At 64.4% G+C, this 26,481-nt stretch carries 25 protein-coding genes and 1 tRNA gene; 9 read left to right on the top strand and 17 right to left on the bottom strand.

The features are described from left to right. Positions 1 to 28 precede the first annotated feature (28 nt). Together MUG94_RS02310 and MUG94_RS02305 are read right to left on the bottom strand one after the other, a co-directional pair. Positions 29 to 667: an aminoacyl-tRNA hydrolase gene (locus MUG94_RS02310; protein WP_227909058.1), complete on the bottom strand. Its 639-nt coding sequence runs from the start codon at positions 665 to 667 to the stop codon at positions 29 to 31. Positions 668 to 671: 4 nt separating this feature from the next. Further along, positions 672 to 3,749, bottom strand: coding sequence for an alpha-mannosidase (locus tag MUG94_RS02305; protein WP_227909059.1), 3,078 nt, complete (start codon positions 3,747 to 3,749; stop codon positions 672 to 674). Between the two features lie 184 nt (positions 3,750 to 3,933). Here MUG94_RS02305 and MUG94_RS02300 point away from each other — a divergent pair, with 184 nt between their 5' ends. After that, positions 3,934 to 4,509 carry a dihydrofolate reductase family protein gene (locus MUG94_RS02300; protein ID WP_227909060.1) on the top strand — a complete coding sequence of 192 codons (576 nt, stop codon included), beginning with the start codon at positions 3,934 to 3,936 and terminating at the stop codon, positions 4,507 to 4,509. A 12-nt stretch (positions 4,510 to 4,521) separates the two neighbouring features. Here MUG94_RS02300 and MUG94_RS02295 read toward each other — a convergent pair whose 3' ends face one another. Further along, positions 4,522 to 4,941, bottom strand: coding sequence for a hypothetical protein (locus MUG94_RS02295; protein WP_227909061.1), 420 nt, complete (start codon positions 4,939 to 4,941; stop codon positions 4,522 to 4,524). 137 nt (positions 4,942 to 5,078) lie between these two features. Here MUG94_RS02295 and MUG94_RS02290 point away from each other — a divergent pair, with 137 nt between their 5' ends. Then, positions 5,079 to 5,528, top strand: coding sequence for a hypothetical protein (locus MUG94_RS02290; RefSeq protein WP_227909062.1), 450 nt, complete (start codon positions 5,079 to 5,081; stop codon positions 5,526 to 5,528). A gap of 30 nt (positions 5,529 to 5,558) precedes the next feature. Here the strand turns inward: MUG94_RS02290 and MUG94_RS02285 are convergent, their stop codons facing one another. The 5 genes from MUG94_RS02285 to MUG94_RS02265 all read right to left on the bottom strand — a co-directional run bounded on the left by MUG94_RS02285 (position 5,559) and on the right by MUG94_RS02265 (position 10,391). Then, positions 5,559 to 6,638 (bottom strand): PLP-dependent cysteine synthase family protein, encoded by a 1,080-nt coding sequence (locus tag MUG94_RS02285; protein ID WP_227909063.1) that lies wholly within the window; start codon positions 6,636 to 6,638, stop codon positions 5,559 to 5,561. 5 nt (positions 6,639 to 6,643) lie between these two features. Continuing rightward, entirely contained in the window at positions 6,644 to 7,591 is a 948-nt protein-coding gene (sigJ, locus tag MUG94_RS02280; RefSeq protein ID WP_227909064.1) for an RNA polymerase sigma factor SigJ, read from the bottom strand. Continuing rightward, on the bottom strand, positions 7,531 to 8,685 hold the full coding sequence (locus tag MUG94_RS02275; RefSeq protein ID WP_227909065.1) for an NAD(P)/FAD-dependent oxidoreductase: 1,155 nt from the start codon (positions 8,683 to 8,685) through the stop codon (positions 7,531 to 7,533). Before MUG94_RS02275 ends, sigJ begins: the two co-directional genes overlap by 61 nt. A 132-nt stretch (positions 8,686 to 8,817) precedes the next feature. Beyond that, on the bottom strand, positions 8,818 to 9,777 hold the full coding sequence (locus MUG94_RS02270; RefSeq protein WP_227909066.1) for a patatin-like phospholipase family protein: 960 nt from the start codon (positions 9,775 to 9,777) through the stop codon (positions 8,818 to 8,820). 38 nt (positions 9,778 to 9,815) lie between these two features. After that, the gene (locus MUG94_RS02265) at positions 9,816 to 10,391 is read right to left on the bottom strand and encodes a GNAT family N-acetyltransferase (RefSeq protein WP_227909067.1); all 576 of its coding nucleotides are present in this window, start codon (positions 10,389 to 10,391) and stop codon (positions 9,816 to 9,818) included. Positions 10,392 to 10,490: 99 nt separating this feature from the next. On the opposite strand from MUG94_RS02265, the gene MUG94_RS02260 reads away from it, so the two are divergent. Further along, positions 10,491 to 11,252, top strand: a complete 762-nt coding sequence (locus MUG94_RS02260; protein ID WP_227909068.1) for a dienelactone hydrolase family protein — start codon at positions 10,491 to 10,493, stop codon at positions 11,250 to 11,252. A 2-nt stretch (positions 11,253 to 11,254) separates the two neighbouring features. Here the strand turns inward: MUG94_RS02260 and MUG94_RS02255 are convergent, their stop codons facing one another. Both MUG94_RS02255 and gap read right to left on the bottom strand, forming a co-directional pair. Then, positions 11,255 to 11,482, bottom strand: a complete 228-nt coding sequence (locus tag MUG94_RS02255; protein WP_227892556.1) for a hexameric tyrosine-coordinated heme protein — start codon at positions 11,480 to 11,482, stop codon at positions 11,255 to 11,257. A gap of 246 nt (positions 11,483 to 11,728) precedes the next feature. After that, positions 11,729 to 12,736 (bottom strand): type I glyceraldehyde-3-phosphate dehydrogenase, encoded by a 1,008-nt coding sequence (gene gap / locus MUG94_RS02250; RefSeq protein ID WP_104055998.1) that lies wholly within the window; start codon positions 12,734 to 12,736, stop codon positions 11,729 to 11,731. A 99-nt stretch (positions 12,737 to 12,835) separates the two neighbouring features. Between gap and MUG94_RS02245 the strand changes: the two genes are divergently transcribed. Next, positions 12,836 to 14,074, top strand: a complete 1,239-nt coding sequence (locus MUG94_RS02245) for an ROK family protein (RefSeq protein ID WP_227909069.1) — start codon at positions 12,836 to 12,838, stop codon at positions 14,072 to 14,074. 75 nt (positions 14,075 to 14,149) lie between these two features. Here the strand turns inward: MUG94_RS02245 and MUG94_RS02240 are convergent, their stop codons facing one another. The 4 genes from MUG94_RS02240 to MUG94_RS02225 form a co-directional block, all read right to left on the bottom strand. Then, positions 14,150 to 14,887, bottom strand: coding sequence for an NUDIX hydrolase (locus MUG94_RS02240; protein ID WP_227909070.1), 738 nt, complete (start codon positions 14,885 to 14,887; stop codon positions 14,150 to 14,152). After that, positions 14,887 to 15,993, bottom strand: coding sequence for an AAA family ATPase (locus tag MUG94_RS02235; protein WP_227909071.1), 1,107 nt, complete (start codon positions 15,991 to 15,993; stop codon positions 14,887 to 14,889). Before MUG94_RS02235 ends, MUG94_RS02240 begins: the two co-directional genes overlap by 1 nt. Beyond that, positions 15,990 to 16,652 (bottom strand): nicotinamide riboside transporter PnuC, encoded by a 663-nt coding sequence (gene pnuC, locus MUG94_RS02230; protein ID WP_227909072.1) that lies wholly within the window; start codon positions 16,650 to 16,652, stop codon positions 15,990 to 15,992. The genes MUG94_RS02235 and pnuC overlap by 4 nt, the downstream gene beginning before the upstream one ends. Before the next feature lie 109 nt (positions 16,653 to 16,761). Continuing rightward, positions 16,762 to 17,373: a TetR/AcrR family transcriptional regulator gene (locus MUG94_RS02225; protein WP_227909073.1), complete on the bottom strand. Its 612-nt coding sequence runs from the start codon at positions 17,371 to 17,373 to the stop codon at positions 16,762 to 16,764. A 126-nt stretch (positions 17,374 to 17,499) separates the two neighbouring features. Between MUG94_RS02225 and MUG94_RS02220 the strand changes: the two genes are divergently transcribed. Beyond that, entirely contained in the window at positions 17,500 to 18,477 is a 978-nt protein-coding gene (locus MUG94_RS02220) for a DUF5692 family protein (protein ID WP_227909074.1), read from the top strand. 120 nt (positions 18,478 to 18,597) lie between these two features. On the opposite strand, the gene MUG94_RS02215 is transcribed toward MUG94_RS02220, so the two are convergent. The 3 genes from MUG94_RS02215 to MUG94_RS02205 form a co-directional block, all read right to left on the bottom strand. Beyond that, entirely contained in the window at positions 18,598 to 19,998 is a 1,401-nt protein-coding gene (locus MUG94_RS02215) for a cation:dicarboxylate symporter family transporter (RefSeq protein ID WP_227909075.1), read from the bottom strand. 184 nt (positions 19,999 to 20,182) lie between these two features. Further along, positions 20,183 to 20,256 (bottom strand) — tRNA-Thr (locus MUG94_RS02210). A 154-nt stretch (positions 20,257 to 20,410) separates the two neighbouring features. Beyond that, on the bottom strand, positions 20,411 to 21,283 hold the full coding sequence (locus MUG94_RS02205) for a DsbA family protein (protein WP_227892548.1): 873 nt from the start codon (positions 21,281 to 21,283) through the stop codon (positions 20,411 to 20,413). A 168-nt stretch (positions 21,284 to 21,451) separates the two neighbouring features. On the opposite strand from MUG94_RS02205, the gene MUG94_RS02200 reads away from it, so the two are divergent. The 4 genes from MUG94_RS02200 (at position 21,452) to MUG94_RS02185 (ending at position 26,401) form a co-directional block, all read left to right on the top strand. Continuing rightward, a complete protein-coding gene (locus tag MUG94_RS02200; protein ID WP_227892547.1) occupies positions 21,452 to 22,915 on the top strand; it encodes an alpha,alpha-trehalose-phosphate synthase (UDP-forming) in 1,464 nt (487 codons plus the stop codon). Next, positions 22,912 to 23,688, top strand: coding sequence for a trehalose-phosphatase (otsB, locus tag MUG94_RS02195; RefSeq protein WP_227909076.1), 777 nt, complete (start codon positions 22,912 to 22,914; stop codon positions 23,686 to 23,688). Before MUG94_RS02200 ends, otsB begins: the two co-directional genes overlap by 4 nt. A 130-nt stretch (positions 23,689 to 23,818) precedes the next feature. Next, positions 23,819 to 24,910, top strand: coding sequence for an ABC transporter ATP-binding protein (locus MUG94_RS02190; RefSeq protein WP_227909077.1), 1,092 nt, complete (start codon positions 23,819 to 23,821; stop codon positions 24,908 to 24,910). A gap of 120 nt (positions 24,911 to 25,030) precedes the next feature. Next, positions 25,031 to 26,401 (top strand): DUF4032 domain-containing protein, encoded by a 1,371-nt coding sequence (locus tag MUG94_RS02185; RefSeq protein WP_227892544.1) that lies wholly within the window; start codon positions 25,031 to 25,033, stop codon positions 26,399 to 26,401. The last annotated feature ends 80 nt before the right edge of the window (positions 26,402 to 26,481 follow it).

The raw sequence follows: 26,481 nt of genomic DNA, 5'->3' as shown, positions 1-26,481 counted from the left end.
GGACCTGCGCAGAGCCGCGGCCGCCGTCTTATTTGGCGGCCGCGACAAACGCGGTGGCCGTATTGGGAGCGATCTCCGTCATCCCGGCGTCCACGATCAGCGGTCCTGCTCCCGGCGCTTTCGCCAGCGCCTCAAACTCCGCGCCCGCGGCAAGCCGGACGCTGGCCCGGCCGCCGTCGTCGTACCAGGCAGTGCGCTCCTCCGCCGAGAGTGTGAGGTACCAGGCCATCAGGGCGTGCGCAGCCTGCGCACCCGCTTTGCCCGTGGACATTTCAAGATCAGCGTTCACCACAATGAGCGGCGTTCCCTGGCTGCCGGGCACGGGCTCGCCGTCCGGCAGGTGCGTGCCCGAAACCTGCAGCGCACGCAGCTTCTTGGGCATCTCCTCATAGCTCACCGGCTCAAAGGCCACTGCCTTCGCCCGGCCGACGGCGACGGTCCCTGACGGCGCGGAAGCCGCCATCTTCTCGAATACCTTGGGTCCCGCGCGGCGGACCGACTTCGTGAACCGGCCGTACACCCAGTTGTCCCAGGCCTCGTCCTCCTCCCGCCGGGCGTAGGCGCTCACGCTCGCCACCGCTGCCGCGGCCACCGCATCGAGGTGGGCGGCGGGGTCTTCCTTATCCACGAGCAGGACGATCGGCTGGACGGTGTCACTGGGTTGCATGCCTTCAGTTTTTCATGCCTTCGGCGCTGGTCTTTTCGCTGCCCTGCCGCCCCCCGCGCCGAAACCTCAGGGTGACGATCTCGAACGGATGAAGCAGCAGCCCCACCGCTTCCCCTGCCCCGGTCCGGCCGGTGAGCGGCGATCCGGGAGCCAGCGGACGCTCCAGCAGATCCGCAGCCGCCACGGCGTCAAAGGCAAAGCCCGCCCGGACCTGCGCTCCGGCCCGGCCGCCGTGCGCCTCATACAGCCGCACGATCACGTCGCCACTGCGGTCTTCGGCAAGCTTGACCGCTTCCACCACCACTGCCGGGTTGTCCACGGCAACAACCGGGTCCAGCGAAGTGCGGGACACTCCGCTGATCTGTCGAAGGGGAAGATTCAGCCGGTATCCCTCGGCGAGCGCGTCCGCGATGCTTGCCGCGGGCCGCAGTGAAAACCGGAAGCTGTGCCGGCCCTGATCGGCCATGGGATCCGGAAACAGCGGCCCCCGGAGCAGGGAAAGCCGCACCGTGGTGCAGCTCCTGCTGCCCACCAGCTCGCGGAAGGTGTCATGTCCGTAGGTGGAATCATTGGCCACCGCCACCCCGTAACCGGGTTCCCCCACATGGATCCACCGGTGTGCCACCGTTTCAAAACGTGCCGCATCCCAGGAGGTGTTGGCATGCGTAGGGCGGTACAGATGGCCAAACTGGATTTCCGAGGCCGCCTGGGCGGCGTGCACATCCAGGGGAAAGGCAAACTTCAGCAGCTTTTGCTGCTCGTGCCAGTCCACCTCCACCTCCAGGTCCACCGCCGTTCCGTCGGGGCTGAGGGAGATCCGCTGGACGATCGACGAGTTCCCGAAGGAGCGTGTAAGTCGAAGGGTCCGGCCTCCGCTGCCCTCCTCGACGTCCATGGCATCCGGCTGCATGAGATCCGTGGTGCTGTACTTGTAGGAGGCATCCAGGTCCCAGGCGTCCCACTGGTTGGGGGTGTCCCGGAACAGCTGGAACAGGTTGCCCGGCCGCCCCGGCAGGAAGGCGTCGCGGCCGCCGGGAAGCTCGGTGAGGGAACGGAACAGCCCCTCCCCGTCCACGACGAGCTGCAGCCGGTCGCTGCCGATAACCCAGCCCTCGGTGGAACGCTGCCACGTCCAGGGAGCCGGTCCGGGCACCGGTCCTGCGCCCCCGGCAGCCACCCCTGCCGCGGCGAACGGGCCGGCATTGAGCGCCGCCGTCCGGTCTCCGTCGCCCAGCAGCGCCCGCGCCGAGTGCTCGATCAGGTCCTCAAGCCCGGCCGACACCAGTGCATAGTTCCGCTCCGCCTCCTGATACACCCAGGCGATGGAGGTTCCCGGCAGGATGTCGTGGAACTGCTGCAACAGGACCGTCTGCCAGGCCTGTTCCAGAGCGTCATAGGGATAGTCGGCTTCCGTGGCCAGGAAGGCTGCCACCGCCCACAGCTCGGCCTCGCGCAGCAGGTGCTCACTGCGGCGGTTGCCCTTCTTGGTATTGGCCTGGCTGGTGTAGGTGCCGCGGTGGAACTCCAAGTACAGCTCTCCGGACCAGACCGCCGGGTCCTTCAGCTCAGCCTCCGCCACGGCAAAAAAGTGCACCGGGCTGGACAGCCTTACTGCGGGTGATCCCTCCAACGAAGCGGTGCGGCGGGCGGCAGCCAGCATTTCCCGGGTTGGCCCGCCGCCGCCGTCGCCCCACCCGAACGGCACCAGCGAAGTGTTTGCAAACCCCTTCTCCTTGTACCCGCGCTGGGCACGGGCCAGTTCCCGCCCGGACAGGTCGGAATTGTAGGTGTCCACCGGCGGAAAATGCGTGAACAGGGAGGATCCGTCGATTCCTTCCCAGCGGAACGTGCTGTGCGGCACCACGTTGGTCTCATTCCAGGAGATCTTCTGGGTCAGGAACCAGCGGCAGTTGGCCGCCCGGGCGATTTGCGGCAGCGCCGCAGAGTATCCAAAGGAGTCCGGCAGCCATACGACCTCTGATTCGACGCCGAAGTTCTCGAGGAAGAACTTCTTTCCGGCCAGGAACTGCCGGGCCATCGCCTCGCCTCCGGGCAGGTTGGTGTCGGCCTCCACCCACATGCCCCCGGTGGGCACAAACCGGCCGGTGGCCACCTTTTCCGCGACCCGGGAGAACAGATCCGGATAGTACTGCTTGAGCCAGGCGTACTGCTGGGCAGAGGATGCGGTGAAAACAAACTCGGGATCCTGCTCCATCAGCTCCAGCACATTGGCGAAGGTGCGGGCGACTTTGCGAACCGTCTCCCGCACCGGCCACAGCCAGGCACTGTCAATGTGGGCGTGCCCGACGGCGTGCACGCGATGCGCGCTGGCGTTGGCGGGTGTGGACAGCACTTCGGCAAGCTCTGCCCGGGCTGCCGTTGCGGTTCCGGAGACATCAGACGGGTCGACGGCAGTGACCGCCCGTTCCATGGCCCGGAGGATGTCATACCTCCGGGGAAGGTCCATCGGCAATTCATGCATCAGACCGTTGAGGGTCCAGAAATCCTGCGCCAAGTTCCACGCCTCGACATCCAGCAGAGCAGCATCCGCCCCGCGGAACACGTACAGCGGGTTCCCGCCCGCGGTCGCCGGATCTCCCAATGGTGTTGGCGCGTAGGTGAAGCCGGAAATGATGTTTGGATTGGACGCTGCTTCCACATAAAACTCAAAGGATTTCCCCGGCTGCTGCCGCAGCGGGACGTACAGGTTGCGCGGTTCCACGGCCTTCACGATGTCTCCCGACGGCGTGTACACCAGTGCTTCCGCCTCAAAGCCGGGGCCGTCGCCGCTGAACCCCAGGTCGATGAGCAGTTCCGGCCGGCCTGCTCCGGGGCCCCGCCATTCCAGCGGAACCGTACCCGAGATGCGGAACCAGGTGGTTCCCCAGGGAGCGCCCCAGGCCTGGCCGGCGGCAAAGGGCAAAAACTCCTGATGGACGGCCTGGGAAAAGGGAACCGGCTCCCCCGGCGCCTGCCAGACTGCCAGTTCCGCCGGCCTCCGGTCCCGCCAGAGGTTTCCGGGCAGCCGTTCCCGGAGAAACCTGTTGATTCGTGCTTCCACCAGTTCACGGTTGTCGTGCACGTGGCACCTACCCTTTCATTGCCCCGCTCGATCGAGTGGCCGCCCGGCGCGAAGCGGAGAACGTGCGCAGTTTTGCTGAGATTACCGACAGCGGCAGCTACCGGATGCTAACGTGGCGGCACCGGCAGGCGGAAGCCACCGGCGCCGGATCCCCGCCCGCCGGCGAAAGCCCAGGAGGAACAGCATGGGACGTTTGGTGTATTCGGGCATCACTTCGCTGGACGGTTACGTCGCTGACGAGGACGGGCAGTTCGACTGGAGCGCGCCGGATGAAGAAGTCCACGCCTTCGTCAACGACCTGGAGCGGAGCATCGGCACAGCCCTCTACGGGCGGGCGCTGTACGAGGTGATGGCGGTGTGGGACACCATGGCCCTGGCGGATGAACCGGAGGTAATCCGCGACTATGCCGGCATCTGGAAGGCAACAGACAAGATTGTCTTTTCCCGGTCCCTGCCGGGCGTGGATACGACCAACACCAGGTTGGAACGGAGCTTCGATTCCGACGCCGTACGCCGGCTCAAAGAGGGCTCCGTCCGGCCTTTGTCCGTGGGAGGCGCGATGCTGGCTGCCCAGGCGCTTCGCGCAGGACTGGTGGACGACCTGCACCAGCTGCTCTCCCCCGTCGTCGTCGGAGGCGGGAAGCCTTTCCTGCCGGACGGGCTGCGGCTGGACCTTGAACTGCTCGACGAGCGCCGGTTCGGCAACGGGGTGGTGTTCCTTCGCTACGGCGTCCCGCAGCAGCCCGGCTCAGGGCGTTAGGACCTCAAGAGATTAGAGGCTGACAGCGGCCGTCATCTCATTGACGAAGGCCTCCGTTTCAACGGCGTTCCGGAAACCGTAGGACACTTCGCGTACCGCTTCCTCGCGGGAAGCCGGCACGCTGTGGTACTTCAAGGCCTCGAAGCTGCCGGGCTCCGTCACCGGCTCCACAAGCGAACGGTGCAACAGACGGGCAAACTGGCGCATCGTCGGATCGATCCGCCATTCCGCCGTTTCGATCCAGAAATGGTCCCCCATGCCCGAGCTTCCGCTGGCCACACGGATGTCTTCAACGCCCGCTCCCGCCATCAGCCAAGCCAGGGTGAATGATGCCGGCGCACCCAGTCCGGATCCGTAGGGGATGTGGGCCTCAGCCACGGCCGCTGTTTGCTCGGCAAGTCGGGTGGCTTCCTGATGGCTGAGTGATCGCATGCTTCCATGATCCCAGCCGAAGGCGGACAGAACCTATTTGGCCGTTCTGCCGGCCGCCCGGGAGAGGATCGCCTCTGCCGGGGCTGCAGGAGCCGCCCGCACTGCCTCAACGCCCGCGGCGGTTGTACGGTTGACTTATGAGCGACCGCGACACCCACCAGCGGCACAGTTCCCATCCGACCGGCGCCATCCGTTCCATCCCGTCCGGCAAGAATGCCGACGCCCTGTGGCGCGCGATGGAACGGGAGCATGGCCTCTACACCATCACCGAAGCCGCTCAGCGCCTGGGGTTCGGTTACGGACCCAACCTCCGGGCAGGCCGGTTGACCGGCAAGGCACGGGTGCTGGCCGTGCACCGCGGCAACACCTTCCTGTATCCGGGTTTCCAGTTTGACGAACCCGGCGGCCGGACCATTCCCACGGTCAAGGATGTCGTTCGGCGCGGGCGGTGGGCGGGATGGACCGACGAGCAGGTGGCGCTGTGGTTCTATTCCCCTAACCGGTCGCTGCAGGGAAAACGCCCCGTGGATGTCCGGGATGACGAGGAAAAGCTGATCAGCACCGCTGAAAAGGACATGGCCGGCTGATTGGGCCGGAATGCACTTCGTGTCCGACCGTTATTCCGGCCAGCGGCCGGTCTCAAACAGTTCCGTCAGCAAAGCCGCAGCGGGCGCCGGGTCGAGGCCGCGGGAAGCCAGCCAGGCGTCGTCGCCGTACGAGGCAGCGTACCGGTCCCCGGAATCACACATCAGCGAAACGATGCTGCCGGCGCGGCCTTCGGCCTCCATCTGCGCCCCCAGCTGCCACACTCCCCAGAGGTTGGTTCCGGTGGAAGGCCCGGCGTGGAGGCCTGCCGCCTCCCGCAGGTGCCGCGCCGCGGCAACTGATGCGGCGTCAGGGACCTGGATCATGTGGTCAATGACAGCAGGCACGAAGCTGGGTTCCAGCCGCGGCCTGCCGATGCCTTCGATCCGGGATGGACCGCCGACGGCGGGAGCCCCCGGATTACGCCAGGCCGGGAAGAACGCCGAGTCCTCCGGGTCCACCACGGCCAGTTGGGTGGCATGGCGGTGGTACCGGATGTAGCGTCCGATCGTTGCGCTGGTGCCGCCGGTTCCCGCGCCCACCACAATCCACTCGGGCACCGGGAAATCCTCGAGCTTCAGCTGTCCGTAGATGGATTCGGCGATGTTGTTGTTGCCGCGCCAGTCCGTGGCGCGTTCCGCGTAGGTGAACTGGTCCATGTAGTGGCCGCCGGTGCTGCGGGCGATCTCTTCGGCCGCAGCGTATACCTGCGACGGATCGTCCACGAAGTGGCAGCTGCCGTTGTACTGCTCAATCAGCGCGATCTTCTCCGCGCTGGTGCTGCGCGGCATGACGGCCACAAACGGCAGGTCCAGCAGCTGCGCAAAATAGGCCTCGGAAACAGCGGTGGAGCCGCTGGAGGCCTCCACAATGGTCATGCCGCGGGTAATCCAGCCGTTGACCAGGCCAAAGAGGAACAGTGACCTCGCAAGCCGGTGCTTGAGGCTTCCGGTGCGGTGGGTGGACTCGTCCTTGAGATACACCTTCACTGACCAGCCCGCCGGAACAGGGATCTCAAACAGGTGGGTGTCCGCCGAACGGTTGCTGTCGGCTTCGATGCGCCGGATGGCGTCTTCGGACCAGCGGCGGCTCGGGGTCGGGGAAATAGTCACCCGATTCAGCCTACAGCCGGGCTCTGCAGGTGAACGAGCTTGTCCGGGTTTCGCATGGCGTAAACCCCCTGGACGCGTCCGTTCACCAGACTTAACTGGAACACGGTGGTGACGTTTCCGTCCTCCCGGAAGGCGACGGCGGGCAATCCGTTCAGTTCCACAAACTCCGGCAGGGCACCGGCCGCATACTTCGAGGCCAGCCCGAGCATCAGGCGGGCAACCTTCTCCGGTCCGACCACCGGATTCAGTGCGGCGCTGGCTTTGCCTCCCCCGTCGGAACGCAGCACCACCTCCGGGGACAGCACATCCAGCAGCGCCTGCAGCGAGCCGGTCAGGGTGGCTTCCAGGAAGCGTCCGACGGCGGCCCGGTGTTCGGCGGGGTCAGGCCGGGTCCGCGGCCTTCCCGTCTCCACCCGCTCCCGCGCCCGGTGCACCAGTTGCCGGACAGCAGGCTGTTCGGCTTCCAACGCCTCTGCGATTTCCGGATAACCAAACCCGAACACGTCATGCAGGATGAACGCCGCGCGTTCCGGTCCGCTCAGTGTCTGCAGGACCACCAGCATGGCGGTGGAGACTTCGGCAGCGGTCAGGGCTGCGGTTTCCGGGGTGGCGTTGGCGGGGCCTGTTGAGCCGGCGCCGGTGCGGAGCGGCTCCGGGAGCCACTCCCCCGGATAATCCTCACGCCGCCGAGCTGCGGAGCGGACGGCGTTCAGTGCCTGCCGGGTGGCGATCCGTGCCAGGTAGGCCCGGGGGTTGCGCACCGGCTCCCCGACCGTCCGCCACCGGAGATAGGTTTCCTGGACAACGTCCTCGGCATCAGTGACGGCCCCCAGGATGTCATAGGCGATGGTGAACACCATCCCGCGGTGGGCGAGGAAATCGTCGTCGCGGTTCACCGTCCGGCCGGCGCCTGAGTCTGCTCCGCCGTCGTTTTCCGCGGGCCTTTGGGCCATGTGTACGCTCCGCTCCGTTTGATTTCGCTGCGGATCCAGCGCAGCGTCATCCGGCAGATAATCTCCTTCTGGACCGCCGCCAACCTGCCGTGCAGGTGGACGCGGATCGGGGTGTCATCCGCCCGAACAAACTGGACCAGCCCGTCGCTGCGGCCCAGACTAACGCACTGGCCGCCGAATCCGCTGTCATGCCGGATGCCGGGTGCTCCATCCATTCCGCGCAGGATGTTTCCCGCCGCGTCAGCACCCATGGGCATCGCCGCCGCGCAGCTCATCCGCAGGTAGGCGTACTCCGGGCCGGCAATCACGGCAGCGTCACCGGCCCCGTAAATGCGGCCCTCACCCGGCACTCGCAGGGTCGGTTCCAGCAGCAGCCGGCCCTCCCCGTCAACGGGCAGGCCACTGTCCAAGGCGAGATCCGGAATGCCAAAACCCGTGCACCAGAGCACCACGTCGGCCTTCAGGCGCAGATGCGGATCACCGGACCCGGATACCCGCACGCCGGACTGCAGCTCCACTGATGTGCGGCGAAGGCTCCGTTCCAGACCGCGGCGGGCGGCCGCTGTCACCTGCGGGAGGGGAACACCCTCCGTGTGCAGGCTGACGTGCAGGTCACCCCGGTGGGCGGCAATTTCCACCGCCGATTCGACGGCGGTCAACCCGGCGCCAACCACCGCAACCCGGCCGCCCGGGGCCAGCGCCTCGAGTGCCGTGCGGGTATCTTCGGCCCCCTCCAGCTGTTGGACGGTGAGCGCACCGTCCGGAACCTGCGGCGCACCTGATCCCACTGCGTAGACCAAATAGTCGTAGTTCAGCAGCCGGCCGCCGGCCAGCAGCACACTCCGGCCGGCAGCATCGATGCGCAGCGCCGTGTCCCACACCCGTCGGATCGCCGGATGCAGCACGGATTCAAAGGAGGCGGTGGCATCACTGCGGATTCCGGCGGCATACTCATGCAGCCGGATCCGCTCCACGAAGCGCTCTCCCGGGCTTACCAGCACGACGTCGAGTCCGGGCCGTGCTGCGGCGGCCAGCCGATTGGCCGCCATGACTCCCGCGTATCCGCCGCCCAGGACAACTGCTGTGGTTCCCATGTCCTTCTCCTGTCCCTGATCCTTCACCTGACCCACCGACTCATTGCCGGCTTGGACATGGGACACCGGTCGAGCGGGATTTGTGACAGCTCTCAGGCAGCAGGTTCCGCGGGAACGGGGGACCGCTCGGGGCTACCTGCCCTGCAACTGGTTGGACAGGCGGTCCAGCTCGGAGGAAGTCTCCAGAACCATCTTCTCGGCGGTAGCCAGCAGTCCCAGGATGTTTTTGGGGCTCGCGTCGTCGGAATCGTGATGGGTACCGGGAAGCAACCGGCTCTGGATCCGGACGTAGTCCTCGCCCAGAAGCTGGCGCAGGCTCTCCCGGACCAGCTGTCCCGGCCCTTCGTAGACCATGGAAAAGTCCCGTTTCATCCCCTGCACGTCTGCGGTGCTGCTGGTTTGTTCCGAGCTCAGCAGCAGGCCGGAGGAGGTTTGGCTGGTTCCGGTGCCCAACGAAACCAACAGCACGCCGTCGTCGGCCCCAGCCAGGGAGCGGCCCAGGGTGTAGGCCACCAGCGCCGGATCATCAGCGGCCAGCCCGCCGTCCACCAGCTCGCGCGCCTGCCCACCGGGGTCCGTATAGGTGACGGGTGGGAAAAACCGCGGCAGCGACGACGTCGCCCGGGCAGCAACCGCCATGTCGGCATCGCCCAGCTGCGATTGGTCCAGGCCTCCGCCCGCGAAGTGCAGGGCCTGGGTATGGACCAGGTCGCACGTCACCACTCCCACGGGCCGGTACGCCTCGGAGAGTTTGGTGTGACCCATGACCTGATGCAGAAACTCCTGCAGCGGTGCGGCGGAATAGGCCGCTGTCCCGGGTGCGGCTGTGGGACGGGCTGACCCGTGCTTGCGGGGGAAGATGCTCTTTACGCTGGTCAGATCCAGATGCCGGAGGTCGGCTGCACTGTACGGCGCGCCGCCGCCGCGGGGGCAGGTTAGTGCCAGGGCGATCATGCCGCCCACTGAAGTTCCGACAATGAGGTCGAAAAGGTCTGCGGTCCTCTGCCCGGAGCGCTTTTCCAAATGGGTGAGCCAAATGACCGGAATGATCCCGCGGACCCCGCCGCCGTCGATGGAGAGGATGCGCAGCATGGCGGCTCCTGAGGATGCGGTGTAGTGCCAACGTGCGGTTAACCCTTCCCGAGGGGACGATCAGCGTCAAGGGAGTCTCTCCGGTTCCGCGTTCCCGGTCCTGATTCGCCGTGCCTCTCGGTGAACCGGTGGACAGCCAACTCCCGGGCGGGTCCAAAACCCAGCCGGGCATAGAACTCGGCGGATTTCGGCGAGGGAGCAAGCACCATGCGGACGGCACCGATGTCTTGGGCAAATTCCAGGGCTGCCTTCATGAGCGCGGTGCCGATTCCGGTGCTGCGGTGGTCAGGCAGCACATATGCGTTGCCGAGGTACACCCAACAGGAAGTCCCCTGGCCCGGCTTGGGCATCCGCTCGAAAACCAGAAGATTCACCATGCCCACCAGTTCCCGGCCGTGCCCGGCCACGAAGAACGTCCGCGGATTCCGTTCCATCCACCTGCGGAAATCAGCCTCGAACACGGAAGCGGAGGGTTGTCCGGCGTCGGCTGGTTCCACCCCGGGTCCTCGGTCCTGTTCGGCTTGATGTCCAGTTTCCTGCTCAGCAATCCAGCGCTGCCGGAGCCAGGCCAGCTGCGGTACGTCGTCGGACCCTGCCTCACGAACTGTGTACATGCCGGGTAAGCTACCCCGGGCTAGCAGTCCAGGGACAGCCCGTTCCGTCCGCCTCATCATCCCTAGCCCCGCACGCCTTGGCTGTGGCAGGGTGTCGGCATGGGCGAAATGATTGAAATGGGCACAGCTTCCTCCGCAGTTCACTCCTACGTTTCCCGGCCGGAGGGCACGGTTCGGGGCGGCGTGATTGTCATTCACGAAGCGTGGGGACTGGTTGGCCAGATCCGCAGCGTGGCGGATCGGTTTGCCGCGCAGGGATATCTCGCGGTGGCCCCGGACCTGCTGGGCGAAAACGGCATCACAGACGACGTCGCCACGGAATTGGGAGAGCAGCTCTTCAACCCTGATCCGAGACAGCGCCACGAGGCACAGCCAAAGCTGCGGGCCCTGATGTCACCGTTCCGCAGTCCGGACTTTTCAGCCCAGGCCTCGGCACGCGTTGAGTCCTGTTTCGAGTACCTGGAGTCCTCCCCCGGCGTTAACGGACAAATCGGCGTCGTTGGCTTCTGCATGGGCGGAACCTTCGCGCTCTCCCTTGCCGTCCAGGAGCCGCGGCTGAAGGCCTGCGTGTCCTTCTACGGCCGGGCCGATTATTCCGTCGCCGAGCTGGCCGCCATCAATTGCCCGGTCCTGGCGTTTTACGGCGATCAGGACACCGACCTTGTGGAAACGCTCCCCGATTTGGGAGCCGCCATGACCGAGGCCGGCATCGACTTCACCGCGGATGTCTATCCCGGCACCGGCCATGCCTTCTTCAATGACACCAACCGGTTTGCCTACGACAAGGACGCCGCCGACGACGCGTGGGCCCGCACGCTCGAATTCCTCACCCAGTCACTGAGCCAGGACCGGCAGGCCTGACGTCAGCGCCAGTAATTGTTGGCGGCTGCAATGGTGGCGAACTCAATGGCCACCACATGACCGGCGGCAATCAGGCCGTCAGGGTTGTTCATATAGGCGTCCCGGATAATTTTCTGCACGTGGTCATCGGGCTGAATGGCGAATGAGGTCTGCATTGCCAGACTGAGGGCCAGCCGTCTCCCGTCTTCGGGGCTTGCACAGATAAGGGTGTTGTTGGGAACGAGCTCCATGTGATGTGTCCTGTCGAGTTAGACAGTGGCCTGCCCCGCACCACTGGTGCTTCCGGGTTTTATGCCGCTATCCGATTCATTGTCCGCGGTTGGCAGCGGGGCGAACAAGGGCGGCGCACGCAGGCCGGGGCGTCACTGCTCAGGTTGAAGGACCAACGGTGTTAACGCTTGACGGCGCCGCCCGGACCGTGGAAGCGGTCCGGCGCGGCGCCGTCGTGCGTTGTGCTTTGGTAGTGCTGCGAAACCTTACAGCTTGGAAGCAACCAGGCCGGTGAGGTCCACCAGGCGGTTGGAGTAGCCCCACTCGTTGTCGTACCAGCCGACAATCTTGACCTGGTTGCCCATGACGCGGGTCAGGCCGGAGTCAAAGATGCAGGAGGACGGATCGCCCACGATGTCCGAGGACACGATCGGATCCTCGGTGTAGGTGAGGATGCCGGCCCAGCGCGGGTCCTGTGCAGCCTTGGCGTAGGCGGCGTTGATCTCCTCGACGGTGGCTTCCTTTTCCAGGGTGACCGTGAGGTCGGTGACGGAGCCGGTGGGGACCGGGACGCGGATGGCGAAGCCGTCCAGCTTGCCCTTGAGCTCCGGCAGAACCAGGCCGATGGCCTTGGCGGCACCGGTGGAGGTGGGAACCATGTTCAGGGCTGCGGCACGGGCGCGGCGCAGGTCCTTGTGCGGGCCATCCTGCAGGTTCTGGTCTGCGGTGTAGGCGTGCACTGTGGTCATGAGGCCCTTTTCGATGCCGAAGGCGTCGTTCAGGACCTTGGCCAGCGGGCCCAGGCAGTTGGTGGTGCAGGAAGCGTTGGAGATGACGTCGTGGTTCTCGGCGTCGTAATCCGCGTCGTTGACGCCCATGACCACGGTGAACGCATCGCCCTTGGCGGGTGCGGAAACCAGGACCTTCTTGGCGCCGGCCGTGATGTGCTTGCGGGCATCGTCGGCGTTGGTGAAGAAGCCGGTGGATTCGATGACGATGTCAACGCCCAGCTCGCCCCACGGCAGGTTGGCGGGATCGCGCTCGGCCAGGACCTTGATGGTGTGACCGCCAACCACCAGGTTGCCCTCTTCGACGGAGACCTTTTCGCTCAGGCGTCCGGCAACGGAGTCGTACTTCAGCAGGTGCGCCAGCTGGGCGGGATCGCCCAGATCGTTGACTGCCACAACCTCAAAGCCTTCTCCGTGCTCCAGTGCTGCCCGCAGGAAATTGCGGCCAATGCGACCAAAACCATTAATTCCGACACGTACCGTCATGGGGCCTCCTCAGGCTCGATCAGGATTAGATTTAGACACTAAATTTATTACCTTCTACAATTATGCTGTTATTACCGCCACACGTCAAAAGGCACTCCCATGGACCCCTCCGCAAACACCCCCCAGTTTCTGCGCCGCACCAACCTCCGTGCAGTGCTGGAAGTGCTGCGTTCAACCTCGTCGGTCACCGGCACCGACCTGATCGAAGCCACCGGGCTGACGCGCGCCACGGTGATCGCCGTGTGTGATGACCTGATTGCCCGGGGCTGGGCCCGTGAGGCGGATTCCCCGCGCACCGAAGGCCAGAAGGGGCGGCCGGCCCGCCGCTTTGAGTTCAATGAAAACGCCGGCTATGTCCTGGGGCTCGACGTCGGCATCGCAACTGTCCGGGTCCTGGTGGCCGACCTCGCCGGAACCGTCGTGGGCGGCGCGGAGGCCCAATTCCCCCGCCACGGCGGACAGCCGGATGCCCGACGGCGGATCTTGACTGACGCGGTGGACAAGGCGCTTGGGGACGCCGGCATCACCTCAGCTGAGGTGTTCTGCGTCGGTACGGGTGTTGCCGCACAGGTGACCGGCGACGGCGTCGTCATCCCCGGCCAGCCAACGGCACCCATGTTTGACCTCGGTCTGCAGCGGGAATTCGGCGAGGTCCGGGGCTGGCCGATGCTGTTGGAGAATGATGCCAAGCTGGCGGCGCTTGCCGAGCGGTGGCGCGGCGTGGGTGCCGGAGAGAAGAACCTCGCCGTGATCCTCGCCGGCGAGCGCCTGGGCAGCGGAATCATCGACGCCGGAAGGCTGCTGCACGGTGCCCGCGGCGGAACGGGTGCGATGGGCGGGCTGGAACTGGTTGAGGGCGTCGGCAACGAGGACGGCATCGCGAAACTGGCACGCCTCTGGGGCAGTGCCGCCCTCAAAGAGGGGCATGACGGGCGAATCCGGGACCTCGTGGGGTCGAAAACCAACCGCGCCTCGGCCCGTTATGTCTTCGAGGCAGCAGTCGACGGCGATCCGGTGGCCCAGGACATCCTGGACCGGATTGCCCGGCGCATGGCCCGGGTGCTGGCCCTTGTTTCGTCCTTCTTCGATCCCCGCCTGATCGTCATTGGCGGTGCCGTGGCAGCATCCGCTGAGGCATTGCTGCCTGCCATGACCCGGGAACTCGCCGGCTACGTGGCGGAGCCGCCGCGGCTGGCTGTCTCGGACATGGGCAAGATGCTCGTGCCCACAGGCGCGGTGCGGCTGGCCCTGGACTATGTGGAGGAGCATCTGCTGGAGCTGGTGCCGCAGGTGCGGCAGGCTATGCCCCGGGGACGCTTCCCGGGGGAAGGAAATTGAACCCGTGCAATGACAAAAGCCGAAGTGTCGGCACTTGTTTATTGTCGTTTCCGCTCCAACACCATCGCGGTTCCCTCACCGGTCCGGCCGGATCAACGGGGGGCTCAGATATTCGTCCCTGACCGTGAATACCGTGGCCGGAGCACCCTTGCCGCGGGTGACCTTACGACCGGTGTCCTGCAGGGCTCCGGTCATTTTGCGGGTGAAGTTACCTGCGTCGAGCTTGTCGGTGTTCCACACGGCCCGATAGACGCTGCGGAGCTGTTTCAGCGTGAATTCCTCCGGTAAAAGACGCGCTGCAGTGAGCGTGTACTCGATCTTTCCTGCCAGCCGGTCCAATCCGGCACCAAGGATGTCCCGGTGGTCAAACGCCAAGTCCGCGTTTGCAAGGACGTCGTACACGGGCAGCCACTCGGCCGCCGCGGCGTCGCTCCCCGTGGACAGTTCCGGAAGGGTCCGGCCGTCGGTTGCCAGCAGGGCCAGATGGGCAACGGACGCCACTCGCATACGGGGATCCCGGTTCGGCGAACTGTAGGTGGCCAGCTGCTCAACGTGCGCGCGGTGTGCGCCCAGGTCCAGCCCGGTCTCCTCCTCCAGCTCGCGCCACGCGGCGGTCAGCGCGTCTTCATCCGGTAAAACGAATCCACCGGGCAGGGCCAGGGCACCCTTGAAAGGGTGCGTCCCGCGGCGGACGAAAGCGGCATTCAGCGTACTCCCGGTGACGGCGAAGACCACCAGGTCCACGGCGAGCGCAACTGACGGATACTCATGGGGCACGTAGTCCGCGAGAAACCTTTCCTCTTGAGTGGCCATCAGCTTCCTGTCAGTACGGTCCGGGTGGCCCAGGGCGGGGAGGTGAAGGAGTTCCGCCGGGCAATGATCAAGTCAATAATCTCAGTTGCCGTGGACAAGCGCTCGGCCGGACTACCTGAAACCAGGATCCACGAGGCTCCGGCCGCCGTGAGTTCTTCCTTGAACCACTCTGTCATCTCTTCCCTCGGGTGGTCCGCCTCGCGCCATCCGTCGTCCTCGAACGGCACGCCGTCGTGATCCGTGATGAGGTAGAGATCACGGCGCGGGATACGGTCCACAGCCAGGCATGAACCATAGCTCTGCTCGCCGACATAAACCCGCTCAAAGAGCCTGGTGGTGATGACGTCGGTGTCCGCAATCACCAGCGGACACCGGTCCGCAGCATCGTTCTCCATCCGGTTCTGCCGTTCACCAATGACGGCGAAATCTTCTGCGGTCCAGACCAGATCCTTCAGGCCGGCGTCGGGGTCTGCGGCCTGCGCCGCCGCGAACTTGTCATAAGTGAACTGGCGTCCATACTCCGGGACATCCGCCAGCCCTGGGTACCTGGCCCGGTAGTGCCGGGCCAGGTCCGAGGCGAGAGTGGTGGTGCCCGTGGACTGCGCGCCCACCACTATGATCCGCACGGCCAGATCCTGCCGGGCAGGCCGGATGATGCTTTGCCAAGCGTCGCTGAGGTCATCCCGGCACAGCGTGCCGCTGACGGGATTATCCGTGCGGCCCCGGTCAACCATGACGTGGACGGCCCCAAAATCGTCGGCCAGCCGCCAGCCGTAGTCCTCGGAGCTGAAGACCGCGTCAACTGCCGTGATCCCTTTCATCTTGAGGGCCATGCGCAGCACCTCATTGTGCGCCTTCCATACGGCCTCGGAGGTGTAATCCACGGGGCAGTCATCCGGCATGCCAATGACGGTGACGTTTGTTCCGTCGAACTCCGCGGCCAGCCACTTCACGCGGTCTTCAAGGCCGATGCTCTCAAACCTGCTGCCAAGGACTACCACCGCAAGCCGATCGGATTGCTCCGAGGCCCGGGCTATGAGGTGCCGGTGTCCTGCATGCGGTGGATAGAACTTTCCAATGACGACTCCCTGCCCGAAGCGGGTCATGCCGGCACCTCCTGCGTTTGGCCGCGCTGGGTGCCTGCCGCCAACCGGGTCCGCATCCACCCCACCAGGCCGTAGATGCAAAGGGCCGTGAAGCCGATATACAGGATGGCGGTGAGATTGAGCCCACGGGAGAAATAGAGCGGGATGCTGACCAGGTCAATCACAATCCATACGTACCAGTGCTGGAAGATCTTCCGGGCCTGCCAGTAAGTGGCCAGGAGCGAAGCGGCCAGGACAAAGGCGTCCGGCCAGGGAACCTGGGAGTCGGTGCCGTGCGTGAGGATCATGGCAACGCCAACCGTGGCAAGTGCAACAGCGCCAAGACCCCAGACCACTTCTGTCCTGCTCCCGTCGCGGATGGGAAGATCGCCCTTGCCGGCAGCGTTTTGGGCTCCCCGGACCCAGTTGTACCAGCCGTAGACGGATACGGCGGCAAAGACTGCTTGGAGCAGGGTCTCGCCGTACAACCCTGCACCGAAAAACAGGACCATGAATGCAACATTGTTCACGATGCCGACAGGCCAGTTCCACAACTTTTGCCGGGCGACGGCGTAAACGCAGGCCGCACCGGTAACGAATCCGATGATTTCAATCCAGCTGACGGGTGCTCCGAGCAAAGTTGCCGCCGGGGAGTTCATCCAGTCCAGTACCGCGTCCATGAAGCTCTCCTGATGATTTATTGTCACTCTGACAATAAATAGACTAGGGCAGCTTCATGAAAATATCCAGCACCTCAAAACTGTCGACGATCAGGCGGGGACTTCCCGGTTACTGCCGTCGACCTCCGTCCGGCGGCGCTGCCCGCGCGTCAAGCCTGCGGATGGACTCCCGCACGGCGCCATGCAGCATGATTTCCAGGTCCCCCACCACCTTGTACGGGTGGTCGACCATGCCGTCCGCGACCCATCGCAGCACCACGGCGAGCACGGCCGAGGTGTAAAAGTCGACCACCAGGATCCGGTCCTGCGGGCGCGACGGTCCGCCACCGTCCTGGTCCATCACGGCCTCGGTGATCGGGCGCATCTGCCAAAACAGGAAACGCTCGAGCCCGGGCTGGCCCACACCGTTGAGGACACCGAGCGTCGACGAGCGGTTATCGCGCATGTACAGCATCAACCGCACCAGTCCGTCGGCCCATCCCACCTCAGCCGCAAAAGCGCGGACCTGCCGGGCAACCTCTGTCTCGAACACCCAGACGGCGAGCTGCCGCACATCAGGGAAATGATAGTAGAACGCCTGCCGCGTCAGCCCGCAGTCCCGCACCAATTCGGTGACTGTCACCCTGTCGAGCGGCTGGGAGCGCAGCCGGGACTTGAGCGCGGCTGCGAGAGCCGCTCTTGCATCCGTATGACGCTTCGCCGGGCGGACCTCATCGGTCATGTCTGAAGGTAACACCGGGCGGAACTGGACACATCGCTTCATCTGTCTAATGACCTGTGCTACCGGCATTTCTACCTTTAAATCCGAAGGCATTTATACACCGGGCTGCTAAGGAGAGGTCCCTAGATGTTCTTGTACGAATCGATTCCCTGGTATTCCTGGGCGATGTTCGGCGTCGTCCTGGTTGCCCTCATTGCGCTTAACGAAGTGACGCGGCGCTGGAAGTGGGCCGGTCTGGCCTTCTTCGTGGCGTTGCCCGTCCTCCTGACCGTGTTCGTGTGGCCCACGACGGCCGGAGAAGGATCGTCCACAGGAACGTGGTTCCACTGGGTGAAGGTGTACTCGGCACTCCTCGGGTGCCTGGGCTTCATGCTCATCCGGTACGTCCCGCGCTTGGCGAAGAACCGCTGGATGCTGATGTTCCCTGCACTGATCCTTGCGATCAACATCGCTGAGGCGGTCATCCGAGACTTTGAGGTGGCGGGCCTGCAGGGCATGCACGACGGCGTTTTCATGGTCGGCGGTCCATGGAACTACATGAACGCCATCGCCGGCATCCTGAACCTGCTCACCATCTGCGGCTGGACGGGCATCATCGTCTCTCGCGACAAGTCGAAGGACATGATCTGGCCCGACATGATGTGGTTCTGGATCATCGCGTACGACCTGTGGAACTTCGCCTACGTCTACAACTGTGTCGGTGACCACTCGTTCTACGCCGGTGCGGCGCTGCTCATCTCCTGCACCATCCCCGCGTTCTTCCTCAAGAAGGGTGCATGGCTCCAGCACCGCGCCCACACGCTGGCATTGTGGATGATGTTCACGATGGCGGTCCCCACGTTCGTGAGCACGTCGCCGTTCGCTGTCGAGTCCTCGCACAACCCGACCGCGCTGTTCGTCGTGTCGGCCATCTCGCTGGCGGCCAACATCGCCGTCGCGGTCTACCAGGTGTTCACCATCGTCAAACGGCACCGCAATCCGCTGCGCGACGAGCTGTACACCCACCTCCCTCAGTACCAGGAGGTGCGCGACGCGAACCTCCCCGGCGAGTCCCCGGCTGCCCTGCCTGGGTCCCCGGGAACGGGCCGACCGGTCACCGTCTGACCCCGCCGGCCGCCGCTCCGGCCGGTGGCGCCTCGAACACACCACGCGCCGTGGTCGAGCCTCACGTGCTCGGCCACGGCGTCGTGGTTGGAATGATCATGAACGGCTGCACTCCGGTGGCTAACCCTGGAGCCTGATGGTGGCGGGTGCCTTGGAATCCTGCGCAGGCCCGGCTGCCGGTTCCGGCAGCGTGACGGCCGGTTCCGGCAGTAGCGTGACGGCCGGCGCGGGTCCGTCCGCCGTCGCTGCGTGCCCGGCGAAGGCATCCAGCATCGCCTGCCGGTCGAACTGGCCTTCCCACTTGGCCACCACGAAGGTGGCCACACAGTTGCCCATCAGGTTGACGACCACCCGCATGGAATCCATCAGACGATCAGCGCCGAGCAGGAGGGCAACTCCGGCGACGGGGAACAATCCGAGGGCCGCCGCCGTGGCCGACAGAGCCAGAAAAGATGACCCGGGAACCCCTGCCATGCCCTTGGACGTGAGCAGCAGGATGCCCAGGGCACCCAGTTGCTGCTCGAAGCTCAGATCGATGTTGAATGCTTGGGCGAGGAAGACCACTGAGATGGACAAATAGATAGCTGCGCCGTCCAGATTGAACGAGTATCCGGTGGGAATGACCAGGCCGGTTGTTGCACGGGAACACCCGGCGTTGGTCAGTTTGGTCATGATTCGGGGCATCACAGATTCGGTTGAAGCAGTTCCGAGCGCCAGCAGGAACTCTTCGCGGGTGTACTTGATGAACTGCCACAACGGAACGCCTGCGCAAACTCGGGCAATCACGAACAGAATGCCGATGAACAGCAGTGCTGCGCCGTAGCAGGCGGCGATCAGTTTGGCATAGGTGCCGAGAGTTGCCAGACCATACTCGCCGATAATGAAAGCCATGGCGCCGAAGGCGCCAATCGGTGCCAGCCGCATAATCCAAGACATGACCTTGAAAATGATTTCCAAGGTCGCTTCCATCACTTTAAGAACCGGTTCACACGTCTCGCGCCCTATCACCACGGCGGCTGCGCCGAAGAATACGGCGAAGAAAAGCACCTGCAGCAGTGAATTCGACGCAAACGCGTCTATGACACTCACCGGGATGATGTTGAGGATAAATTCCGTAGGCGATGCCACCTCAGCAGAGGTTTTCGAATCCAGGGCAGAGGTGTCCAAGGTGCCGGGGTCGATGTTCAGCCCGGCGCCGGGACGCACCACGTTGCCTACCACCATGCCAAACAACAGGGCGAAACTGGACGCGGCAAGAAAGTATGCGAGGGCTTTGACCCCCACCCGGCCCACGGCGTTCACGTCACTGATATGGGCTATGCCGGTCACAATGACAAGGAAAATCAGTGGGGCAATGATCATCTTGATGAGCCGGATAAAACCGTCGCCCAGCACCTTGAACGCCGCGCCTACCTCGGGCCAGACGTAGCCCACGACAATTCCGAGTACCACCGCGACAAGCAATTGCACGAACAATGATTTGTAGAATCTGGGGCGCTGGGGCGTTGTTTGCTCGGTCATGACTACACATTAGGAAGTGGTGGTTTCCCCTGTGTTTCCGGCGTGCAACACCTGGAAGCATGTTTGAGCAGATCATGCTCCGTGAGAGGGATGAGGAAAAGTGGGTCGGGCAAGCATGTAACTCGCCACCATAGAAAAACCCCTCCTCATCGGGCGTTATGCCTGATCAGGAGGGGTTTTGCGGAGCCCCCTGCCGGATTCGAACCGGCGACCCCCTGTTTACAAGACAGGTGCTCTGGCCAGCTGAGCTAAGGGGGCGGCGCCGGCCTAAGCCGGCAAACCGCCGTCGTCGTGCTCCAAAAAGGCAAACACGGCAACTGCGCTAGACAAGGTTAACCCAGAGCGCCCGTTCCCGCGAAACCCGCAGAGGGTTCCACGCGAAACGGGCGCGCAAGGAAGAGCCAAAAATGACTTACTTGGTGGCCTCGATTGCAGCCTCAACAGCGGCAGTGAAGTCATTGGGGTTGCTCTCCGCACCGTTGACATACACGGTGGGAGTTCCGCTGACGTAGTCCACGCGGGCCAGACGGTCCGAGTAGTTCACGAAGGCGCGGAAGCCATCATTCTGGATGCAGTCGGACGCATCGCCGGCCCCCACGGACTCGGCCATGTCAGCCAGCTCCGCGTTCTTGATCTCGCCGTTGTCGTAGTTGGCAAAGATGGCGCTCATGAAGTCCCAGTAGGACTCCGGGTTGGTGTCCGCCACGCAGGCTGCGGCATTGGCGCCGCGCGAGGAGTAGTTCGTGGGTGATCCGCGGTCCAGGAACGCTACGGTGCGGTACTCAAAGGTGACCTCGCCGGCGTCGAGCCAGGTGGCGATCTGCGAGTTGTAGGCCTTCTCGAAGTCGGCACAATGCACGCAGTTCACGTCCACATAAGCCACGATCGGCACCGGCTGGCCGGCTTCGGCTGCTTCAATGCCCGGCGGAACCGGTGCATCGTCCTTTGCTTCTGACGGAGCCTCCGGCAGCGAGGCAACGTCAACGCTGAACGGTTCGGTCGGCTCCAGCGCGGTGGTGGAGGTCACGGTGATTCCGCCGAATTCGTTGGCATTGGCCGGAGATTCTCCGGTCTGGGCTTCCGCTCCGTTGCCACTCCGCATGGAATTCACCACGATAAGCGCCACGATAACGATGACTGCCACCACGGCAACCACCACGCCCCAGCGCACCAGGAGCTTGTTGCGCCGCTCCTTCTTCTTCTGGGCTTCACGCAGGGCACGCGCCTGTTCGCGCGCAGCAGCCGTGCGATCGGCCTTGCTGGGCTTGGGGTTCCGCTCAGTCATAGTTCCTCATGTCTCTCTCACGCCTGCCCGTTTGGGCATGCGGCCGGCAGGCAACAGTTTAGGCCACCGGGGGTGTCCGCCCTTACTTTCAACGGCCTCAGCAGGCATAAAGTTTCCAGCCTTGGATAGAGTGGCCTAAATACATAAGCCAAACAAGGGGTGCCTATCGTGAACGCTGCTGCCGCTGATTCCGCAGGACAGAATGCCACGGACGGGTATGGCGATTTCGATTTCATCGTAGTTTCCAACCGCCTTCCGGTGGACCGGGTAAGTACGGACGACGGCGAAAGCTGGCGACGCTCCCCGGGCGGGCTGGTCACGGCGCTGGCCCCGGTGATGGCCAAGGCCGACGGCGCGTGGGTGGGCTGGCATGGAGCCCCGGACGAAGAGCTGGACGAGTTCGATCATGACAACATGCATCTGCTGCCGGTTCCGCTGAGCGCATCCGAAGTGGAGCTGTATTACGAGGGCTTCTCCAATGCCACGCTGTGGCCGCTCTACCATGACGTCATTGCGCCGCCGGAATTCCACCGCACCTGGTGGGATTCGTACCGGACCGTGAACCGCCGCTTCGCCGACGCCGCTGCCACCATGGCGGCCAAGGGCGCCACCGTGTGGGTCCAGGACTACCAGCTGCAGCTGGTGCCGCAGATGCTGCGCAAGGACCGCCCGGACCTGAAGATTGGTTTCTTCAACCACATTCCCTTCCCGCCGCTGGAGATTTTCGCCCAGCTGCCCTGGCGCCGCAACATCATTGAGGGCCTGCTTGGCGCGGACCTGATCGGCTTCCAGCGCCCCTCGGATGCCAGCAACTTCCTGCGCTGCGTGCGCCGCTTCGCCGGACACACCGTCCGCCAGCAGCAGGTGCACGTCACCAATGAGGACGGCGTCTCCTACGTTTCGCGGGCTGAGTCCTTCCCGATTTCCATTGACGTTGAACAGATCACCGAGTTGGCCAAACGCGAGGACATCATCGAGCGGTCCAAGCAGATCCGCAAGGAACTCGGCGATCCCAAGACTGTCCTGCTGGGCGTGGACCGACTGGACTACACCAAGGGCATCAGCCACAGGTTGAAGGCTTACGGGGAGCTCCTCCAGGACGGCAAACTCAACGTCGAGGATGCTTCGCTGATCCAGGTTGCCAGCCCCAGCCGCGAACGCGTGGAACAGTACCGGCTGCTGCGCGAAGAGGTGGAGGGCACAGTGGGCCGGATCAACGGCACCTACGACACCATGGGCAACACCGCCATCCGCTACCTGCACCACAGCTATCCGGTGGAGGAAATGGTGGCCCTCTATCTCGCCGCCGACGTCATGCTGGTCACTGCTCTGCGGGACGGCATGAATCTGGTGGCCAAGGAGTATGTGGCCGCCCGCATCAACAACACCGGTGCGCTCGTGCTCAGCGAGTTCGCCGGCGCCGCGGACCAGCTGCGCCAGGCGGTGCTGATGAACCCGCATGACATTGACGGGCTGAAGGATTCCATCCTTACGGCCATTCACATGCCGGACCGTGACGCCCAGCGCCGGATGCGGCTGATGCGCCGGCAGGTCCTGCAGAATGACGTGGAGCGCTGGTCCAAGAACTTCCTCAGTGCCCTGCAGCAGGGAGATTCGGAGGCAGCACAATGAGCGGACTTCCTGCGGACCTGATGCAGGCACTGGCACGGGTGGCAGCCACGGAAACGTTGCTGGTGGCGCTGGACTTTGACGGCACGCTCGCGCCCCTGGTGGAGCACGCCGACGATGCACGGCCGCTTCCGGCGTCCGCTGCGGCCGTGGCGGGGCTGGGCGAACTCCCTGACACCTTTACGGCCCTGATCTCCGGACGCGCATTGGACAGCCTGCGCCGGACCGCCTCCCCCGAGCCGGAAACCCTGCTGATCGGCAGCCACGGCGCAGAGGCCTGGACTGGCCCCAATGCCGAACCGCTGCGTCTGACACCGGAGCAGGTTGACTTGCTGGCGAGGGCACGCGAAGCGGTGGAAAGGGTGACCTCGTCGCATCCGGGCACGTGGCTGGAAGCAAAGCCGGCCGGCGTTGTACTCCACACCCGCAGCGCACCGGATGATGTCGCCTCAGCCGCAACCGACGCAGCACGGCGGGGACTCGGCGCACTGGACGGTGTACAGCTCACGGACGGCAAGCGGGTCCTGGAAGCCTCCGTTGTCCATACCAACAAGGGAGAAGGAATCCGCGCCCTGCGCGAACTTACCGGTGCGACGGCGGTGCTGTTCGCCGGCGACGACGTCACCGATGAGCACGGTTTCTGTGCACTGGAGCCCGGAGACCTGGGCATCAAAATCGGCTCCGGGGAGACCCGGGCCGCCTTCCGGGTGGAGTCCCCGAATGCCTTCACCGCGGTCCTGGAACAGCTGCTGGACCTGCGCCGCGCGCGCAGATGAACCGTCCGGTGACGGGTATGGCATACTGACCCTGTGACCGCGGCCACAACCGCTGCCACCTGCTTTACAACTCAATATGCACTTCACAACGGATCGTCGGGCACGTACCTGCCCGTGAAGGAGAAATCTCATGGCAACGGTAACGTTTGACCAGGCCACTCGCCTGTACCCGGGCACTGACCGCCCGGCCGTGGACAACCTCAGTCTGGAGATCGCCGACGGCGAGTTCCTGGTTCTGGTTGGCCCCTCCGGCTGCGGAAAGTCGACTTCGCTGCGCATGCTCGCAGGACTCGAAGACGTCAATTCCGGCCGCATCCTCATCGGTGACCGCGACGTCACGGATGTTCCGCCCAAAGACCGTGACATTGCCATGGTTTTCCAGAACTACGCCCTATACCCGCACATGTCCGTGGCGGACAACATGGGCTTTGCCCTGAAAATCGCAGGCGTCGGCAAGGAAGAGCGGATGGAGCGCGTCCGCGAGGCCGCCAAGCTCCTGGACCTCGAGGATTATCTGGACCGCAAGCCGAAGGCACTCTCCGGCGGCCAGCGCCAGCGCGTCGCCATGGGCCGTGCCATTGTCCGTAACCCGCAGGTCTTCCTCATGGACGAGCCGCTGTCCAACCTTGATGCCAAGTTGCGCGTACAAACCCGTACCCAGATCGCATCATTGACGCGCCGACTCGGCGTCACCACGGTCTACGTCACCCACGACCAGGTCGAGGCCATGACCATGGGCGACCGCGTGGCCGTGCTCAAGGACGGCATCCTGCAGCAGGTGGATACCCCGCGCAACCTGTACGACCACCCTAAGAACGTCTTTGTGGCCGGCTTCATCGGCTCTCCTGCCATGAACCTGCTGGAACTGCCCGTGGTGGACGGCGGTGTCGCTTTCGGCGGCGCCATCTACCCGGTGTCCAGCTCCGTGCTGGGTGCAGCCGCGGGCAAAACCGTCACCTTGGGTGTCCGCCCGGAAGACTTGGAGATCGTGGATTCCTCCAGCTCCGGACTCAAGGTGGAAGTTGATGTGGTCGAAGAGCTCGGCGCCGATGCGTACGTTTACGGCCACACCACCCTGGACGGCACGGACCGCGACATGGTGGTTCGAGTCGACGGACGCCGTCCCCCGATGAAGGGTGACACCCTGTACGTCCGCCCGCAGCAGGGCCACGTGCACTTGTTCGACGCCGCCAACGGTGAGCGCCTGGCGGACCACGCCTGATCCTTCCCCTGAATATGCGGTGGCCTCTGCGACTGATCTAAACTCGTTTAAGGGGCCACCGCATTTCTGCTTTAACCTCATCCCCGTTTCACCAGGACGTTCGATAAAAGGCATGTGCTTATGACCGAACCCGCAGGCGCCAAATGGCGTGACGAGCCGACGGACTGGGATCAGCAGGGCAAACTGCCCCGGCTTCATCCCTCGACTCCGCAAAAGGCCCTCGCGTCCCTGAACATTACCGCCGCCTCGATGGACCCGGGGCTGCTGGACCTGCCATGGCACCTGCCCCTTGAAGACTGGCCCAAGGAAAACCTCGCGGCACTGCCCCGGGGTATTTCCCGCCATGTCGTCCGCTTCGCACGAATGGGCGGCTCGCTGATAGCGATCAAAGAAACCAGTGAGCACGTGGCCCGGCAGGAATATCACATGCTGCGCAAGCTGCGCCGGCTCAATGTTCCCAGCGTCGAGCCGGTGGCCGTCATTACCGGCCGCTACGATGTGAAAGGCCAAGAGCTGCAGCCGGTCCTCGTCACCAAGCACCTGCGCTTTTCGCTGCCGTACCGGGCCGTCTTTTCCCAGACCCTGCGCCAGGTCACCCTCACCCGGCTCATCGACGCCCAGGCGCTGCTGTTGGTCCGGCTTCATCTGGCCGGCTTCTATTGGGGTGATGTGTCCTTGTCCAACACCCTGTTCCGGCGCGATGCCGGCGCTTTTGCCGCCTACTTGGTGGATGCCGAAACCGGTGAGCTTTACCCGGAGTTGTCCCGAGGCCAGCGCGAATATGATCTGGAGATCGCCAGGGTCAACATTGCCGGCGAGCTGATGGACCTCGCGGAAGGCGGTTTGATCGAAGACAGTGTCGATCCGCTGGCCACCAGCGAACGCATCATGGACAGCTACCGGAATCTCTGGGCGGAACTTACGGAGCTGGAATCCTTCGAACTGGGTGAACGCTGGCGCGTGAACGCGCGCATCCGCCGACTCAATGACCTGGGGTTCGACGTCGACGAACTCACCATCAAGACCACCGCGGACGGCACCCAGGTCCAGCTCCAGCCCAAGGTGGTCGACGCCGGCCATCACCAGCGGCGTCTGCTGCGGCTGACCGGGCTGGATGCCCAGGAAAACCAGGCCCGCCGCCTGCTCAATGACATGGATTCCTACCGAGCGGACAACCACCCTGATCTGGACGAGGAACTCAGCGCCCATCTGTGGGTCACCCAGGTTTTCGAGCCGATCGTGAAGGCCGTGCCCCGGGAACTGGGCAGCAAACTGGAACAGGCCGAAGTGGTGCATGAGGTGCTCGAGCACCGGTGGTACATGTCGGAAAGGGAAAACCGCAATGTCCCCATGGCCGAGGCGGTGCAGTCCTATCTGGATACCGTTCTCCGCCACCGCCGGGATGAGGCAGCCATCCTGCTGTCCACCGATACCCGGACCATGAAAATCCTTGAAGCCGGAGGGGCCCCGGGCCAAATGGCAGGTGATTAGTCCGCCGCAGCGCGGGCATTTATGCCGAAACTCACACAGAATGAGTGGCATAAGGCCCGGTTGCGGGGCGTTAATGCCAT

The sequence above is a fragment of the Arthrobacter gengyunqii genome (genome assembly GCF_023022985.1).
Lineage (GTDB): Bacteria > Actinomycetota > Actinomycetes > Actinomycetales > Micrococcaceae > Arthrobacter_B > Arthrobacter_B gengyunqii.
The sequence above is the reverse complement of the archived record's forward strand: the minus strand, read 5'-3'. Positions and strand labels throughout refer to the sequence as shown.